The organism is Kitasatospora sp. NPDC088160, from assembly GCF_044741445.1.
Lineage (GTDB): Bacteria > Actinomycetota > Actinomycetes > Streptomycetales > Streptomycetaceae > Kitasatospora.
The window spans coordinates 91,939-107,790 of sequence record NZ_JBIUSS010000004.1; the positions used below are offsets into that span (position 1 = coordinate 91,939).

12 protein-coding genes and 3 tRNA genes are annotated in these 15,852 nt (G+C 73.9%); all 15 read left to right on the top strand.

What is annotated here, in order from left to right; all coding sequences use genetic code 11:
- The first annotated feature begins 143 nt into the window (after positions 1 to 143).
- Positions 144 to 290: a hypothetical protein gene (locus ACIOGZ_RS07215; protein ID WP_159398425.1), complete on the top strand. Its 147-nt coding sequence runs from the start codon at positions 144 to 146 to the stop codon at positions 288 to 290.
- 152 nt (positions 291 to 442) lie between these two features.
- On the top strand, positions 443 to 598 hold the full coding sequence (locus tag ACIOGZ_RS07220) for a hypothetical protein (protein ID WP_167745857.1): 156 nt from the start codon (positions 443 to 445) through the stop codon (positions 596 to 598).
- Between the two features lie 124 nt (positions 599 to 722).
- Complete coding sequence (nadD, locus tag ACIOGZ_RS07225; RefSeq protein WP_363586407.1) at positions 723 to 1,355, top strand: nicotinate-nucleotide adenylyltransferase; 633 nt, start codon at positions 723 to 725, stop codon at positions 1,353 to 1,355.
- A gap of 12 nt (positions 1,356 to 1,367) precedes the next feature.
- On the top strand, positions 1,368 to 3,182 hold the full coding sequence (locus ACIOGZ_RS07230; protein ID WP_400805367.1) for an LCP family protein: 1,815 nt from the start codon (positions 1,368 to 1,370) through the stop codon (positions 3,180 to 3,182).
- 129 nt (positions 3,183 to 3,311) lie between these two features.
- Positions 3,312 to 3,770 carry a ribosome silencing factor gene (rsfS, locus tag ACIOGZ_RS07235; protein WP_063347541.1) on the top strand — a complete coding sequence of 153 codons (459 nt, stop codon included), beginning with the start codon at positions 3,312 to 3,314 and terminating at the stop codon, positions 3,768 to 3,770.
- Positions 3,767 to 4,414: a histidine phosphatase family protein gene (locus ACIOGZ_RS07240; RefSeq protein WP_350878282.1), complete on the top strand. Its 648-nt coding sequence runs from the start codon at positions 3,767 to 3,769 to the stop codon at positions 4,412 to 4,414. The genes rsfS and ACIOGZ_RS07240 overlap by 4 nt, the downstream gene beginning before the upstream one ends.
- Before the next feature lie 227 nt (positions 4,415 to 4,641).
- Positions 4,642 to 4,714 (top strand) — tRNA-Ala (locus ACIOGZ_RS07245).
- A gap of 43 nt (positions 4,715 to 4,757) precedes the next feature.
- A tRNA-Ala gene (locus ACIOGZ_RS07250) sits at positions 4,758 to 4,830 on the top strand.
- A 289-nt stretch (positions 4,831 to 5,119) separates the two neighbouring features.
- Positions 5,120 to 5,192, top strand: a tRNA-Ala gene (locus ACIOGZ_RS07255).
- Between the two features lie 97 nt (positions 5,193 to 5,289).
- Positions 5,290 to 6,594: a hypothetical protein gene (locus tag ACIOGZ_RS07260; protein WP_350878238.1), complete on the top strand. Its 1,305-nt coding sequence runs from the start codon at positions 5,290 to 5,292 to the stop codon at positions 6,592 to 6,594.
- Positions 6,595 to 6,858: 264 nt separating this feature from the next.
- Complete coding sequence (leuS, locus tag ACIOGZ_RS07265; protein ID WP_400985151.1) at positions 6,859 to 9,741, top strand: leucine--tRNA ligase; 2,883 nt, start codon at positions 6,859 to 6,861, stop codon at positions 9,739 to 9,741.
- Between the two features lie 274 nt (positions 9,742 to 10,015).
- On the top strand, positions 10,016 to 10,879 hold the full coding sequence (locus tag ACIOGZ_RS07270) for a hypothetical protein (protein ID WP_363629201.1): 864 nt from the start codon (positions 10,016 to 10,018) through the stop codon (positions 10,877 to 10,879).
- Positions 10,880 to 11,011: 132 nt separating this feature from the next.
- On the top strand, positions 11,012 to 11,857 hold the full coding sequence (locus tag ACIOGZ_RS07275; RefSeq protein ID WP_363620261.1) for a DegV family protein: 846 nt from the start codon (positions 11,012 to 11,014) through the stop codon (positions 11,855 to 11,857).
- A 152-nt stretch (positions 11,858 to 12,009) separates the two neighbouring features.
- On the top strand, positions 12,010 to 13,056 hold the full coding sequence (locus ACIOGZ_RS07280; RefSeq protein ID WP_400985154.1) for a helix-hairpin-helix domain-containing protein: 1,047 nt from the start codon (positions 12,010 to 12,012) through the stop codon (positions 13,054 to 13,056).
- A 99-nt stretch (positions 13,057 to 13,155) separates the two neighbouring features.
- Positions 13,156 to 15,780, top strand: a complete 2,625-nt coding sequence (locus ACIOGZ_RS07285; protein WP_363586401.1) for a ComEC/Rec2 family competence protein — start codon at positions 13,156 to 13,158, stop codon at positions 15,778 to 15,780.
- The last annotated feature ends 72 nt before the right edge of the window (positions 15,781 to 15,852 follow it).

The window sequence follows — 15,852 nt, forward strand, 5'->3', positions numbered from 1 at the left end:
CCCCGCGGCCAGCGTACGCGCGGGCCGGGCCACGCCGCAGGGGCCGGTGGGCGCCGCCGGTGTGAGGCCGGTCTACCCTGAATGCCCTGGAGAACCGAGACCGGCCCCGGCCCCGGTACCGAGCAGTTCGAGGAGCCCCGCAGATGTCCACCGACGCGCTTGTCAGCCTGGCCGCGCCCATCTCCAACGAGGCCGGCCCGGGCCTGTTCCTGCGGATCATCGTGGTGGCGTCGTTCGTCGGCGTCGGCCTGCTGGTCTGGATCATGGCGCGGGCCTTCCGCGGCAACTGAGCACCGCCGCCCCGGTTCAGGCTCACGCCCGGTCAGCGGCGGTGGGCCGCCGAGCGGTTGTCGGGTAAGCCCCCGTACGATGACAGGTGGGCCTTCACCGGCCCGGAAGAACCCCTGGTCCGTTCACCCGAGCCGAGAAGGTCCCGCCGACCATGAACACTGCCGCCGCACTCCCCGTCCTGAACCTGCTCGCCGAGAGCGAGGGGGGCAACCACGAGAGCCTGAACCCGTACCTGACGGGTGGCGCCGCACTGTTCATCCTGGCGCTCCTGCTCTTCGTGACCACCCGCTTCAACCGGGACCGCTGAGCCGCCTCCCGGGGCCGCTCGGGGAGCGTCCGGCGTACCGGCCGGCCGCTCCCTCACGCGTCTTCGGACAACCCCCACCCGGGCGTTCCCGCACCGTAACGGGCGTCGCGTAAGGTGTGGCGGCATGGGAGAGCAGGCCGGGAATCCCGGCGGACCGGAACCGGTGAAGAAGCGCCTCGGGGTGATGGGCGGCACCTTCGACCCGATCCACCACGGCCACCTGGTCGCCGCCAGCGAGGTGGCGAGCGCGTTCCACCTGGACGAGGTGATCTTCGTGCCGACCGGGCAGCCGTGGCAGAAGAGCGATCGCCACGTCACCCCGGCCGAGGACCGCTACCTGATGACGGTCATCGCCACCGCCGAGAACCCGCAGTTCTCGGTCAGCCGGATCGACATCGACCGCGAGGGGCCGACGTACACCGTCGACACCCTGCGCGACCTGCGCTCCCAGCACCCGGACGCCGACCTCTTCTTCATCACCGGCGCCGACGCGCTCGCCCAGATCCTCTCCTGGCGCGACTCCGACGAGCTCTTCTCGCTCGCGCACTTCATCGGGTGCACCCGCCCGGGACACACCCTGTCGGACGCCGGGCTCCCGGTGGGCGGGGTCTCCCTGGTCGAGGTCCCCGCGCTGGCCATCTCCTCCACGGACTGCCGCAACCGGGTCGCCAAGGGCGAACCGGTCTGGTACCTCGTCCCGGACGGCGTGGTCCGCTACATCGACAAGCGGGCGCTCTACGCGCCGCACCGGACCTGACCAGGAGCGGGCGTGACCGAGCGAAGCGGCGGAGGCCAGCGGCACCAGCAGCAGCCGGAGGACTGGTCGACCGGGCAGTACCAGCAGTACCAGGGTTACCAGCAGCAGCCTGAACAACCTCCGCAGCAGCAGTACGACCAGCAGCAGTACGACCAGTACGGGCAGCCGGTGTACGCGGCGGACCCGTACGGCGGCTACCAGGAGCAGCAGCCCTACCAGGCGCACCAGCAGCCCCCGCAGCAGTACGACCAGCAGTACGACCAGTACGGGCAGCCCGTGCAGGCGTACCAGCAGCAGGGGGGCTACGGCTACCAGGACCCGGCGTACGGCGGATGGGGGTCGTCCGGGCCGGAGGCCGGGGGCGGCTACCAGCAGCAGGCCTACCCGGCCGCGCCTGCGGCGGGTGCACAGGCGGCGGTCGAGCCCGAGGCCGTCGTCGCGCCCGCGCCCGTCGCCCCCGCGCCGCCGCGCCCGCGCGTGCCCCGGCCCGCCGCCGAGGCGGCGGGCGCCAAGCCCGAGCCGCCGTCCGAACTGGTCGGCGGGGCCCGGGCCGGGAAGTCCGGCGGCAAGGCCGCCAAGGACGACTACCCCACGGACGAGTTCACCTTCGTCGACGAGGAGGGGGAGGAGTCCGAGGACGTCATCGACTGGCTGAAGTTCGCCGAGTCCCGCAGCGAGGTGCGCGCCGAGCGCCGCCGCCGGCTGCGCAACCGGCTGATCGGCCTCGGCGTGGTGGTGGCGCTCGCGGCGGCCGGCACCGGCGGCTACCTCTGGTTCACCGGCGACAAGCAGACCGCGGCGAACGCGGCCGGTCCGCGCCAGGTCAACGTGGTCCACCTGCGCGACCTCCAGGGCAAGGTCTCCAGCGCGCTGCTGGTCAACGACTCCACCGGGAAGAAGGGCACCGTGCTCCTGCTGCCCGACACCCTGCGGCTGCCCGGCCCCGGCGACCCGCCGGTCACCACCGTCGGCCAGGCCATGGACAGCATCGGCGCCTCCGCGACCCGCGACGGCCTGTCCACCGTGCTCGGCGCCCCGGTCGCGGGCACCTGGCGGCTGGACACCCCCTACCTGGAGATGCTGGTCTCCCAGCTCGGCGGCGTCCGGGTGGACACCAACGCGGAGACCCACGAGGGCGGAAAGCCGGACGGCAAGCTGCTGTCCGCGGCCGGCAAGAACACCCTGCTGAACGGGAAGGCCGCGGTCGCCTACGCCACCCTCCAGGCGTCCGGCGAGAACCGGGACGCCCAACTGGCCCGGTTCGGACAGGTGATGGACGCGGTGGTGCGCGCCATGCCCACCGAGTTCAAGGACGCCAAGGACGACGTGCACCGGATGAACGCGGTGCTCGACCCCTCGCTGCCCGAGGACGCCCTCGCCGGGGTGCTCGCCCAGCTCGCCCAGCAGGCGAAGGACGGCCACCTCGGCACCACCGCGCTGACCGTCAAACCGGACGGCGGCCTGGACGACGCCACCGCCGGCAAGCAGGTCAAGGACGTGCTCGGCGGCACCGTGAAGTCCGCGGCCTCCGCCGACGCCCCCGCCCGGGTCTCGCTCCAGGACGCCACCGGCAACGACCAGGCGGCGGCCGCCGCACAGGTCCAGATCGTGAACTCCGGCCTGACCTTCCTGCCCGGCGGCTCCAAGACCGCCGTGCAGGCCGCCAGTGAGATCCGCTACACCGACGACGCCCGGCAGGCCGCGGCGAAGTCGCTGGCGATCAGCCTCGGACTGCCGGACACGGCGGTGAAGAAGGTCGGCGACGCCCAGAACGCGGACCTGGTGGTCGTGCTCGGCAAGGACTACCAGCCGCCGAAGAGCCAGTAGGCCGCGGCCTCCGGCCCGGGCGGCCCCGGAAAAGCGTTCCGGGGCCGCCCGGGCGGCGTGAGATCCTGGAAGGCGACCCCCGGCCAGGAGCCGGGGGTCGCCCCCAAGCCGCCGAGCCGGAAGAACACCGTGACCGTCACCGACCACAGCCAGCAGCTCATCACCGTCGCCGCGCAGGCGGCGGCCGACAAGCTCGCGCACAACATCATCGCCTTCGACGTCAGCGAGGTGCTGTCGATCACCGACGCCTTCCTGATCGCCTCCGCCAACAACGACCGCCAGGTCCGGTCGATCGCCGAGGAGATCGAGGACCAGCTGCGCGAGCAGCTGGACATCAAGCCGGTGCGCCGCGAGGGCGAGCGCGACGGCCGCTGGATCCTGCTCGACTACCTGGACATCGTCGTGCACGTCCAGCACTCCGAGGAGCGCTCCTTCTACTCGCTGGACCGCCTCTGGAAGGACTGCCCCGAGCTGCCGCTGCCCGAGGACGCCCTGGCCACGCGCAACCGGCCCGACGCCCACACCGACGAGGCCGGCAACGTCGTCGCCCCGGCCGACGACTTCGGCAAGCCCGAGGACCTGCACTGAGCCGGGACGGGCGGGGGCCGCGCGTCGTCTTCTGGCGCCACGGCCAGACCTCGTGGAACCTGGAGTCCCGCTTCCAGGGCACCACGGACATCGAACTGACCGGTCAGGGCGTCCTCCAGGCCCAGCGGGCGGCCCGGCTGCTCTCCGGCCTGCGCCCCGACCTGCTGATCTCCTCCGACCTCACCCGGGCCAAGCGCACGGCCGAGGAACTGGCCAAGGTCACCGGCCTCGACGTGCAGCACCACGAGGGCCTGCGGGAGACCTACGCGGGCTCCTGGCAGGGCCTGACCAACGCCGAGATCCGCGACCGCTTCCCGGAGGAGTACGCGGCCTGGGCGGCCGGCGAGCCGGTGCGGCGCGGCGGCGGCGAACTGGCCACCGAGGTCGCCGACCGCTCGGTGCCGGTCGTGCTGGAGGCCGTCGACAAGCTGCCGGAGGACGGGACGCTGGTGGTGGTCAGCCACGGCGGCACCATCCGCACCATGCTCGGGCGGCTGCTGGACCTGGATCCGGTCCAGTGGGAGTGCTTCGGCGGGCTGTCCAACTGCTGCTGGTCGGTGCTCGGGCAGGGCGCGCGCGGCTGGCGCCTGCTGGAGCACAACGCGGGCACGCTCCCGCAGCCGGTCATCGGCGACGACACCTGAGCGACGGGCGCGTCGCGGGGTGGGGTGGGGCGGGGCTGGGTTGCGGGCTCGCAGGGGCTTGCCGGGGCTTGCCGGGGGCTCGCCAGGGGCGTGCAGGGGCTTCGCAGGGGGCTTGCAGGGGCTCCGCGGGGGCGGATTTCGCAGTTCCGGGCCTGACCAGCTAGAGTTTTCCTCGTTCGCAGGGAAGGAACGCGGCCCGGAAGGGAAGCGGGAGATCCGACGACTGCGGGGCTATAGCTCAGTTGGTAGAGCGCTTGCATGGCATGCAAGAGGTCTGGGGTTCAATTCCCCATAGCTCCACTCCGCACCAGCGCTCCTGTTCGATCAGGAGCACCCGTGTCGCGGGGCTGTAGCTCAGTTGGTAGAGCGCTTGCATGGCATGCAAGAGGTCCGGGGTTCAATTCCCCGTAGCTCCACAGCAGTTGAGGGGCCGTCACCCACCGGGTGGCGGCCTCTCGCGTTGCCGGGCCGCCTCCGAGGCGGGGCGCGGGCGGCAGTGCGGGGCTTGGAGTGGGGGCGGCAGTGCGGGGCCCGGGGTGGGGGAGCGCGGGCTCCGGGGAGGGCGAGCGCGGGCCTGAGGGAGTGGGAACGCGGGCCCCCGGGAACGGATTCGTGGAGCACCCCCGGGACCGTGTAAAGTAGTCGATGTCGCCGAGGGAAACCGGACGGAAACGGTCGAAAGCCCCCGGTGACATCGCAGGTCAAGGGGCTGTAGCTCAGTTGGTAGAGCGCTTGCATGGCATGCAAGAGGTCCGGGGTTCAATTCCCCGTAGCTCCACAGCAGTCGAGGGCCGCCTCCCGAAATGGGGGGCGGCCCTTCGGCGTTCTGCGCATGCCACCGGCGGAACGGCGGGAAAGACCGCTACCGTCGTTCCATGGCCGATCTGGAGAGAAGGCGGAACGAGGAACTGGCCCGGATACTGCACCAGCTCGGCTGGAGTCCGGAACGGCTCGCCCGCGAGGTGAGCCTCGCCCTGCCGCCAGGCCTGGCCATCAGCTCCACCGCCCCCTACAAGTGGCGCGACCGCGGCATGGTGCCTCGCAGCCCGCACGACCAGACCGTCTGCGAAGTGCTCAGCCGCACCCTCGGCATCGCCGTCACCTACGAACAGCTCTGGGGCCGGATGGGCGGCCACCGCGGCGCCAAGATCCTCTCGCCCCGGCTGCTCACCGACCCGTGGACCGCCGACACCGCCCAGACCGCGCTGCGCGAGGCCGCCACCGACGCCGGGCCCGTCCGCCTCACCGACCTCTTCCGCGGCGCCGACCTCGACCAGGCCGCCGAACGGCTCGCCTCCCCGCCCCCGCCCGTCGGGGGCGGCGAAGGGGCGCTGCGCATCGACCCCGGCCTCGTCGGCGACCTCGGCCTGTCCTACCGCAGCAAGCAGCGGCTCGAACGCTCCTGCGGCGGCGGACTCGTCCTCGGCCCCACCCGGGCCGAACTCGCCATGCTGGCCAAGCTGCTGGAACTCGGCGCCTACGACGAACGGGTCGGCCGCGAGCTGTACGGCACGGCCAGCCGGCTCGCCCGGCTGGCCGGCTGGGCCGCGTACGACCTCGGCCACGACGCGGCCGCCCAGCGCGCCTTCGTCGCCGCCCTGCGGGCCGCCCACGTCAGCGGCGACGCCCGGCTCGGCGTCGCCGTGCTCGGCGGCCTGGTGGTGCTCGCCACCCAGGGCGCCGGCGGACGCGGCCTGGACGCCGTCGCCGCGCTCAACACGGCCCTGGCCCGGCACGGCTCCGTACTGAGCCCCGCCGGCCGGGCCCGGCAACTCGGCCGGATCGCCCGCGCGCACGGCCGCCGGGGCGAGGCCGAGCAGGCCGAGGCCGCCGCCGCCCGGGCCTTCGCCGAACTCGACGGCGTGCCCGGCACGGAGGCGGCCCGCGCCGAACTCGCCGGGATGGTGGGGGAGGGGCGGCTGGCACTCGGCCAGCACCGGATGGCCAAGGCGCTGCTCGCCGAGGCCGTCGCCGGGCTGGGGGCCGGCCGCGGGCGGTCCAAGGCGCTGCTGATGGTCCGCCTCGCCGAGACCCACCGGCGCCTCGGCGACCAGCGGGAGGCCGCCCGCACCGCGTCGCTCGCCCGGGCGCTCGCGGCGGGCATGCAGTCCGAGCGGCTGGCGCGGGCGCTGCGCGACTTCGACGCGGCGACGCGGGCGGCGGCGTCGGCGGGGCGGTGAGGCCCGTGCGGGGGCGGGCCCGGGGCCGTCGGGCCCCGGTGGATACCCGGGAGCGCGCTGATCTGCTTGCGGTACCCTGAGCCCATGCGAACCGTGCGCCTGCTCCTTAGCCGGCCGCGCTGACCAGGACCGGTTACGCCCTCGGGCGGTGCCGGAGTCGGCGTGGCGTCCCCTCCTGCGAGGGGATTTTTTGTTTTCCGCCCCCGTTCACGGGCCGGCCGTGTGCGCGGTTCGCCAACTGACATCGATGGAGCTTGAAGGACCATGAGCGAGACGACCCCTGCGTCCGGCACGGCCGAGACCGCGACCGAGCCGTTCCGGTACAGCGCCGCGCTGGCGGCGGAGATCGAGTCCCGCTGGCAGGACCTCTGGGAGAAGGAGGGCACCTTCAACGCCCCCAACCCCGCCGGTGCGCTGGCCGACCCGGAGGCCGGTGACGTCGCCGCGAAGCCGCACAGCTTCATCATGGACATGTTCCCGTACCCCTCGGGCGCGGGCCTGCACGTCGGCCACCCGCTGGGCTACATCGCCACCGACGTCTACGCCCGCTACCAGCGGATGACCGGCCACAACGTGCTGCACACGCTGGGCTACGACGCGTTCGGCCTGCCCGCCGAGCAGTACGCGGTGCAGACCGGCACCCACCCGCGGGTCTCCACCGAGGCCAACATCGCCAACATGCGCCAGCAGCTGCGCCGGCTGGGCCTGGGCCACGACCCGCGCCGCTCGATCTCCACGATCGACCCGGAGTACTACCGCTGGACCCAGTGGATCTTCCTGCAGATCTTCAACTCCTGGTACGACGAGCAGGCCGGCGGGGCCCGGCCGATCGCCGAGCTGATCGCCCGGTTCGAGTCCGGCGCGAAGCCGACCCCGGACGGGCGCCCGTGGGCCGACCTGTCCGCCGCCGAGCGCGACGAACTGCTGGGCGAGTACCGGCTGGCGTACTCCAAGGAGGTGCCGGTCAACTGGTGCCCCGGCCTGGGCACCGTCCTGGCCAACGAGGAGGTCACCGCGGACGGCCGCTCCGAGCGCGGCAACTTCCCGGTGTTCAAGTCCAACCTGCGCCAGTGGATGATGCGCATCACCGCGTACTCCGACCGCCTGATCTCCGACCTGGACCTGCTGGACTGGCCCGAGGCCATCAAGCTGCAGCAGCGCAACTGGATCGGTCGCTCCGAGGGCGCCCGGGTCGACTTCGCCGTCGGTTCCGATGAGAAGATCACCGTCTTCACCACCCGGCCCGACACCCTGTTCGGCGCCACCTACATGGTGCTGGCCCCCGAGCACGGCCTGGTCGACTCGATCGTCCCGGCCGCCTGGCCCGTGGACGTGCCCGCCGAGTGGACCGGCGGCGCCGCCACCCCCGCCGAGGCCGTCGCCGCCTACCGGGCCACCGCCGCCGCCAAGTCGGACGTCGAGCGGCAGGTCGAGGCCAAGGTCAAGACCGGCGTCTTCACCGGCGCCTACGCCGTGAACCCGGTCAGCGGCGCGTCCGTCCCGGTGTTCATCGCCGACTACGTGCTGATGGGCTACGGCACCGGCGCCATCATGGCCGTCCCCGCCCACGACCACCGCGACTTCGCCTTCGCCCGCGCCTTCGCGCTGCCGATGCGCTGCGTCGTCCAGCCCACCGACGGGCGCGGCGAGGACCCGGCCGCCTGGGACGACGCCTTCGACACCTACGACTCCGTCATCGTCAACTCCTCCCGGGACGGGCTGACGCTGGACGGGCTGAGCGTCGTCGACGCCAAGGCCGCCGTCACCGCCTGGCTGGCCGAGCGCGGCATCGGCGAGGGCACCGTCAACTACCGCCTGCGGGACTGGCTGTTCAGCCGCCAGCGGTACTGGGGCGAGCCCTTCCCGATCGTCTACGACGAGGACGGCGTCATGCACGCCCTGCCCGAGTCGATGCTGCCGGTCGAGGTCCCCGAGGTCGAGGACTACTCGCCGCACACCTACGACCCGTACGACGCCACCTCCTCGCCGAAGACCCCGCTGTCGCGCAACGAGGCCTGGGTCAACGTCGAACTGGACCTGGGCGACGGCGTTCGCACGTACCGGCGCGAGACCAACACCATGCCCAACTGGGCGGGTTCGTGCTGGTACGAGCTGCGCTACGTCGACCCGTCGAACTCCTCGGCGGTCGTCGACCCGGCCAACGAGAAGTACTGGCTGGGCCCCACGGCCACCAAGCCGGCCGGCGGCGCCGACCTGTACGTCGGCGGTGCCGAGCACGCCGTGCTGCACCTGCTGTACGCGCGCTTCTGGCACAAGGTGCTGCACGACCTGGGCCACGTCTCGTCCGTCGAGCCGTTCCACAAGCTGTTCAACCAGGGCATGATCACCGCCGACGTCTACCGCGACGAGCGCGGCTTCCCGGTGTCCGCCGCCGAGGTCGAGGAGCGCGACGGCCAGTACTTCTGGCAGGGCGAGGCCGTCAAGCGCGAGGCCGGCAAGATGGGCAAGTCCCTGAAGAACGCCGTCGCGCCCGACGACATCGCCGACGAGTACGGCGCCGACACGCTGCGCCTGTACGAGATGTCCATGGGCCCGCTGGACGTCTCCCGCCCCTGGGACACCCGCGCCGTCGTCGGCTCGTACCGCTTCCTGCAGCGGCTGTGGCGCAACGTCGTCTCGGAGGCCACCGGTGACCTGGTCGTCACCGAGGAGGAGCCGGACGAGGCGACGCTGCGTGCCCTGCACAAGGCGATCGACGGCATCCGCGGCGACATGGCCGGGCTGCGGTTCAACACGGCCGTCGCCAAGGCGATCGAGCTGAACAACTACCTGGTCAAGCGCGGCTCCACGCCGCGCGCCGTGGCCGAGCAGCTGGTCCTGGTCGTCGCACCGCTGGCCCCGCACATCGCCGAGGAGCTGTGGCGCCGGCTGGGCCACGGCGAGTCGCTGGCGCACGCCGACTACCCGGTCGCCGACCCGGCGTACGTGGTGGACGAGACGGTGACCTGCGTGGTGCAGCTCAAGGGCAAGGTGAAGGCCCGGCTGGAGGTCGCGCCGACGATCTCGGACGCCGAGCTGGAGGCGCTGGCGCTGGCCGACCCGGCCGTCGTCGCGGCGATCGGCGAGGCGCCGGTGCGCAAGGTGATCGCGCGGGCGCCGAAGCTGGTGAACATCGTTACCGGCTGAGGCTGAGAGGCCGAGGCTCAGGTCGGTCGACTGGTAGTCGGTCGGCTGAGGCTGCTGGGGCGGGTGTCCTTCGGGACGCCCGCCCTTGCTCGTGCCCGGAGCCCCGGGAGGACCCGCGAACCCTCGGGGAGATCCCCGATCTGTCCCTGATCTCCGCCGCCCGGGCCCGTTCCGTCCGCTCCGGGCCCGATCCGGCGGCTACCGTGGAACCCTCGGCAGTACGGCCCGCGTTGGGTCCGGTGGGGGCCGAAACGGTGGCGGAAGGTGGCTCGCGATGGACGCGTTCGGCGTGATGATCGGCCTGGTCCTGCTCTTCGGGATCGCGGCGTTCGTCCTGGCCGTGGTCGGCACGGTCAAGGCGGCGAAGGCCGTAGCCACGAAGATCGGGCGGCACGAGGCCAATGCCCGGCGCGCCGTGGAGAACGCGACCCTCAAGGCGAAGACCTTCACCAAGGTCGGACCGCCCGGCCAGATCGCCGCCGTCCGGCTCGGCCTGCGCACCTCGCTCGACGGCACCCGGCAGGTGCTGGAGAGCGGCCTCCCCCAGGACGGCCAGCTCGGCGAGTCCCTCGCCCTGCTCGGCAGGCTCGACACGCACGCCGCCGAACTCGACGGCGAACTGCGGATGCTGGAGCGGGAGCCGGACACCGCGCGGATCGCGGCCAAGCTGCCGGAGCTGCGCGAGCGCGCCGAACGGATCACCCACTCCGCGGAGACCATGCGCTGGGCCGCGCAGGACCGGATGCACCGGTTCGCGGACGATGAGCTGAGCCGGCTCAGCCAGGAGTGCGAGAGCGAGGCGGGGGCGCTGCGGCACTGGGACACCTCGGGGGAGTCGTCGTCCGCGTCCTCCTCCGGTGGCTCCGCTGCCGGCGCCGGTTCCGCAGGCTCTGCTGCCGCCGCTGGCTCCGCTGCTGGCGCTGGTTCCGCTGCTGCCACTGGTTCCGCTGGCTCCTCTGGCTCCGCGTCCGCGTCTGCGGGTACGCGTTCAGGGGCGGCCTCCGGCGGTGCTGCGCGGGCTGGGCTGACGGACGGGAAGGGGCGCCCGAGCGCGGAGGAACTGCTCGGGCTCGCCGACCCGCTGGCCAAGCTGGCCCAGCGGCTGCGGAAGCCGTCGGCGGGGCCCACGGCGGGCTGAGCACCCCGCGCCGGGTGCTGCGGCCGTGTTTCGGCGGGTGCCGCGTGCTTGTTCCGGCGGCGCCCTCGGGGCCCTTCGGGGTTCGCACCCGGGCGCTGTCCTCCCGGACGAACGGGGAGTAATCTCCGCCTCATGCCCTCTGACCTCGCACTTGTCACCGACTCCACGGCCTACCTGCCGCAGGAGACCCTCGACCGGTACGGGATCACGGTGGTCCCGCTGAGCGTCGCGGTCGGTGACGCGGTCCTGTGCGAAGGCGTTGAGATCTCCCCCAAGGACGTCGCCGAGGCGCTGCGCGACAAGCAGCGGGTGACGACCTCCCGACCGAACCCCGAGGCCTTCGCCGCCGCCTATCGGGCCGCCGCCGAGGCCGGGGCGAAGGGCATCGTCTCGGTGCACATCTCCGGCGAGCTGTCCGGCACGGTGGAGGCCGCCCGGCTGGCGGCCGCCGAGGCTCCGGTACCCGTGCGGGTGGTGGACAGCCGACTGGTCGGCATGGCCCTCGGATACGCGGTGCTGGCGGCGGCCGAGGCGATCGCGGACGGGCGGGACCTGGCGGCGGCGGCCGAGGCCGCCACCCGGCGGGCGGCCGTGACCAGCGGGTTCTTCTACGTCGACACCCTGGAGCACCTGCGCAGGGGCGGCCGGATCGGGGCGGCGCGGGCGCTGCTCGGGTCGGCGCTGGCGGTCAAGCCGCTGCTGCACCTGGACGGGGGGCGGATCGAACCGCTGGAGAAGGTGCGCACCGCGTCACGGGCGATCGCGCGCTTGGAGGAGATCGCGGTCGAGCGGTCGGGGGGCGGGGAGGTCGACATCACCGTGCACCACCTGGCGGCCGAGGAACGGGCGGAGCCGCTCGCGGAGCGGCTGCGGGCCCGGGTGCCGGGGCTGCGGGAGCTGTACGTGGGCGAGGTGGGGGCGGTGATCGGCGCGCACGTCGGGCCGGGGCTGCTCGCGGTGGTCGTCGCGCCGCGCTGAGCGGGCCGGTCGCGCCGCGTCGCGGGCTCTGGTCAACTTTTCGCGGCACCGATCACTCGTGTGAGTGATCTGTTTTGTCCACAACCCCCGAGTTATCCACAGGGGTTCGGTAATTTCTGCGCACTCTGCCGAGGACTCCTACCGTCCTCGGCATGACGACCATGGGCCTGGGCGCGGCGAAGCGCCACGAGATCAACGAGACCGTCCGGCTGCGGATGGCGGCGCTGCTGCCGACCGGCGGCAGCAGCGCCGTGGGCGGTGGGGCAGGGGTCGGGGTCGGGGTCGGGGTCGGGGCTGGCGGGCCGGTGGGCTTCGGTGCCGCGGTGGGCGCGCTCGCGTCGACCGGGCAGCCTTCGGGCGCGGTTCCGTCCGGGGCGGGGGAACGGCCTCCGCCGGCGGGGCCTGCGCCGCCTGTGCCACCTGTGCCGTTGGACCCGGTCAGGGCGGGCGGTGACATGGATCCGCCGGAGCCGGGGGCCGGGTCGGGTCTTCGATTCGGCTCGGCGATGGCACTCGACCGGCGGGCGGTGGCCGGGTTGGCCGTCCTGCTGCTGTTCGCGGTCGGCTACGCCGTGCAGCACTTCTGGCTGGCCAGACCGCAGGCGGTGGCCGTGCCGGCGTTGGCCTCTGCCCCGGTCTCACCGGTCTCACCGGATTCACCGGATTCACCGGGGGCGACATCCGCGTCCGTGCCGGCTCCGGCCTCGGGCCCGGGCCCGGCCTCGGTCTCGGCGGCCGATCCCGTCGGCGCCGGGGGCGGGGCGGTCGTCGTGGTCGACATCGGCGGGCGGGTGCACCTCGCAGGCCTGCACACCCTGCCCGGCGGCTCGCGGGTGGCCGACGCCCTGCGGGCGGCGGGTGGTCCGCTGCCGGAGACGGACACCCGAAGCCTCAACCTGGCCCGGGTACTGACGGACGGTGAACAGATCCTGGTCGGCGAGCCGGCTCAGGCCTCCGCCCCGGGCGCCGGAGCCGGCAACGGACCGCCGGCGGCCGGCACGCCCAGACCGCCCGTCAGCCTCAACCGCGCAGGCCTCGAACAGCTCGACGCCCTCCCCGGCGTCGGCCCGACCCTCGCCCAGCGCATCCTCGCCTACCGCACATCGCACGGCTCGTTCCGCACGCTCGACCAGCTCCGGCAGGTCAGCGGCATCGGGGCGCGCACGTTCGCGGAACTCCGTCCGCTGCTGACCCTCTGACCTCCCCGTCCGTCCCCTTGCCCGCCTGTTCTCCCGTCCGTCCGTCGTCGTCCGTCGTCCTTCGTCCGTCGCCGCCACCCGCCGAAGGGAGGTACCGCCGTGCCTGCCACCACCGAACCGAACCTGCCGAACCGCTCCACCGGTGCCGACTTCCGGCTGCTGCTTCCCGCCGTCTCGGCCTGGGTGGTGACGGCCGCGCTCCTCGGCCTGGAGCCGGGGTACGACGTCCTCGCCTTCGGCCTGGCGGGTGCCGCCGCGCCGGCGGCCGTCCTGCTGCTCGTCAGGCCCGCGCTCCTGCGCCGACGCGCAGCGGCGGTGACCTTGGCCGCCGTCCTGCTCACCGGAGCCGCCGCGGCGGTGGCCACCCCTCTGCACACCGCCGATCTGCACCGGGGGCCGCTGCCGGAGCTCGTCCGAGCGGCCGAGCACGCCCCGCCGCGGTCCCAGGGCGAGCCCGTTCGGATGGTGGAGGTGGAGCTGACCGTCGCCGGGGACCCGAAGGCCCACGCGGCCCGGGGCGGGACCACCGGCGGGCAGACCCTCCTCACCGTCGACGCGGTGGCCGACCGGGTCACGCTCCTGCCGGACGGGCGGAGCACCCGGACGCGGACCCCGGTGACCGTCATGGTCCGGGGCGCGGAATCCGGGCCCTGGCAGGGGCTGCTCCCGTCGGAGCGGCTGGCGGTGGAGGCCGAGGTGCGGCCCGCGGGAGACGGCTACGACACCTCGTGCGCGGCGCTGCTGGTCGTCCACGGCCCTCCCCGGCACCTCGCGCCGCCGAGCCTGCCGCAGCGGATCGCCGGGCGGCTGCGTGCCGGTCTGCGCACGGCCAGCGACGGGCTCCCGCCGGACGCGCGCGGACTGCTCCCGGGCCTGGTCGTGGGCGACACCTCGCGACTGCCCGATGACCTTGAGGACGCCTTCCGGGCCACCGACCTGGTGCACCTGGTGGCGGTGAGCGGGGCCAACCTGGCGATCGTCCTCGGCGCGCTGCTGGGCGCCCCGGGGCAGGCCGGCACCCCGGAACGGCGCGGGCTGGCCGCGTTGCTGGGGCTCTCGCTGCGCACCAGCGCGCTGCTCGGGACGGCGCTGACGCTGGCCTTCGTCGCCGTCTGCCGGCCGGAGCCCAGCGTGCTGCGCGCGGCCGGGACGGGGCTGATCGGCATGCTCGCGCTGGCCACCGGCCGGCCCCGGCAGGCGGTGCCCGCGCTCGCCGGGGCGGTCCTGGTGCTCGTCCTGCTCGACCCGTTCCTGGCGCGTTCCTTCGGATTCCTGCTCTCGGTGCTCGCCACGGCCGGGCTGCTCGTCCTCGGGCCGCACTGGGCCGAGGCGCTGCGGTCCCGGCGCTGGCCGCACCACCTGGCGGGTGCCCTGGCGGCGACGGCCGCCGCCCAGGCCCTGTGCGCGCCGGTGACGGTGGTGCTGTCCGGGCACGTCAGCCTGGTCGCGATCCCGTGCAACCTGCTGGCCGAACTGGCGGTGGCCCCGGCGACCTTGCTCGGCTTCGGGGTGCTCGTGCTGCAGCCGCTCCTCCCGGACCTGGCCCGGCTGCTCGCGGGGCCGGCCGGCGTGCCGGTCGGCTGGCTCGCCCTGGTGGCGCGGCGCGGTGCCGAACTTCCGGGCAGCCAACTTTCCTGGCCGGGCGGGTGGTTCGGGACGGCGACGGTCGCGCTGGCCACCCTGGCGGTCTGCTGGGTGATGCCGCTCCTGCTGCCACGGCGGGCGCCGTCCGGCAAGCCCGTCCGCGCCCGGCGGCGGTGGGTGCGGGCGCTGGTGGCGGGGGTCCTGCTCGTGGTCCTGCTGGCCGTGCTGCTGCGGCCACCGCAGCTCACCCGGATCGCGACCGGCTGGCCGCCGCCGGGGTGGCGGATGGTGATGTGCGACGTGGGCCAAGGGGACATGCTGGTGCTCGCGGCCGGTGCACAGGACAGTGCGGTGGTGGTCGATGCGGGGCCGGATCCGAACGCCGCCGACAGGTGCCTGCGGGATCTGGGTGTCACGGAAGTGCCGTTGTTGGTGGTGACGCACTTCCACGCCGATCACGTCGAGGGTGTGCCGGGGGTGTTCCGGGGCCGCCGGGTCGGAGCGATCGAGGGCACGACCCTGGACGATCCACCGGGTGAGGCGGCCCGGGTGGCGGGCTGGGCGGCTGGTGCCGGAGTCCCGCTGCTGCGCGCGGGGCGCGGTGAACGGCGTTCGGTGGGGCCGGGGCTGTCCTGGGAGGTGGTCTGGCCCGACGCCGGGGCGGCTGCCGAGGCACCGGGGGCGAACAATGCGAGCGTCGCGCTGGTGGTGTCGGTGGCGGGCGGACTGCGGATGGCGTTGCTCGGGGACCTCGAACCGCCCGCCCAGTCGGCGCTGCTGGGCCGGTTGGGGCGGGTGGACGTCCTGAAGGTGGCGCACCACGGATCCGCGCATCAGGACTGGGCCTTGACCGGTGCGTTGCGTCCCCGGCTGGCATTGATCTCGTGCGGCGAGGGAAACGCGTACGGGCATCCGTCCGTGCGGACGGTGGACCGGCTGCGCGCGCTGGGCGCGAGCGTGCTGCGCACCGATCGGGTGGGCGACATCGCGGTGACGGGCGGCTCGCCGGCCGTCCTCGGGGTGTCCGTGCACCCGCAGACGGCGCACGAGGCGCGCAAGCCCCGCTCGCGCGCTGCGGACGGAGCGCCCGACTCCCGTACCGGGCAGGGCTCGCACACCCCGCGAGCCCCGCCCGGCTGACCCCGCCCTCCTCTCCTCCCAGCCATCAGGTGGGGGAAGGGAAAGGGGTGGGGGTGGGGAGGAGGGAGGGGG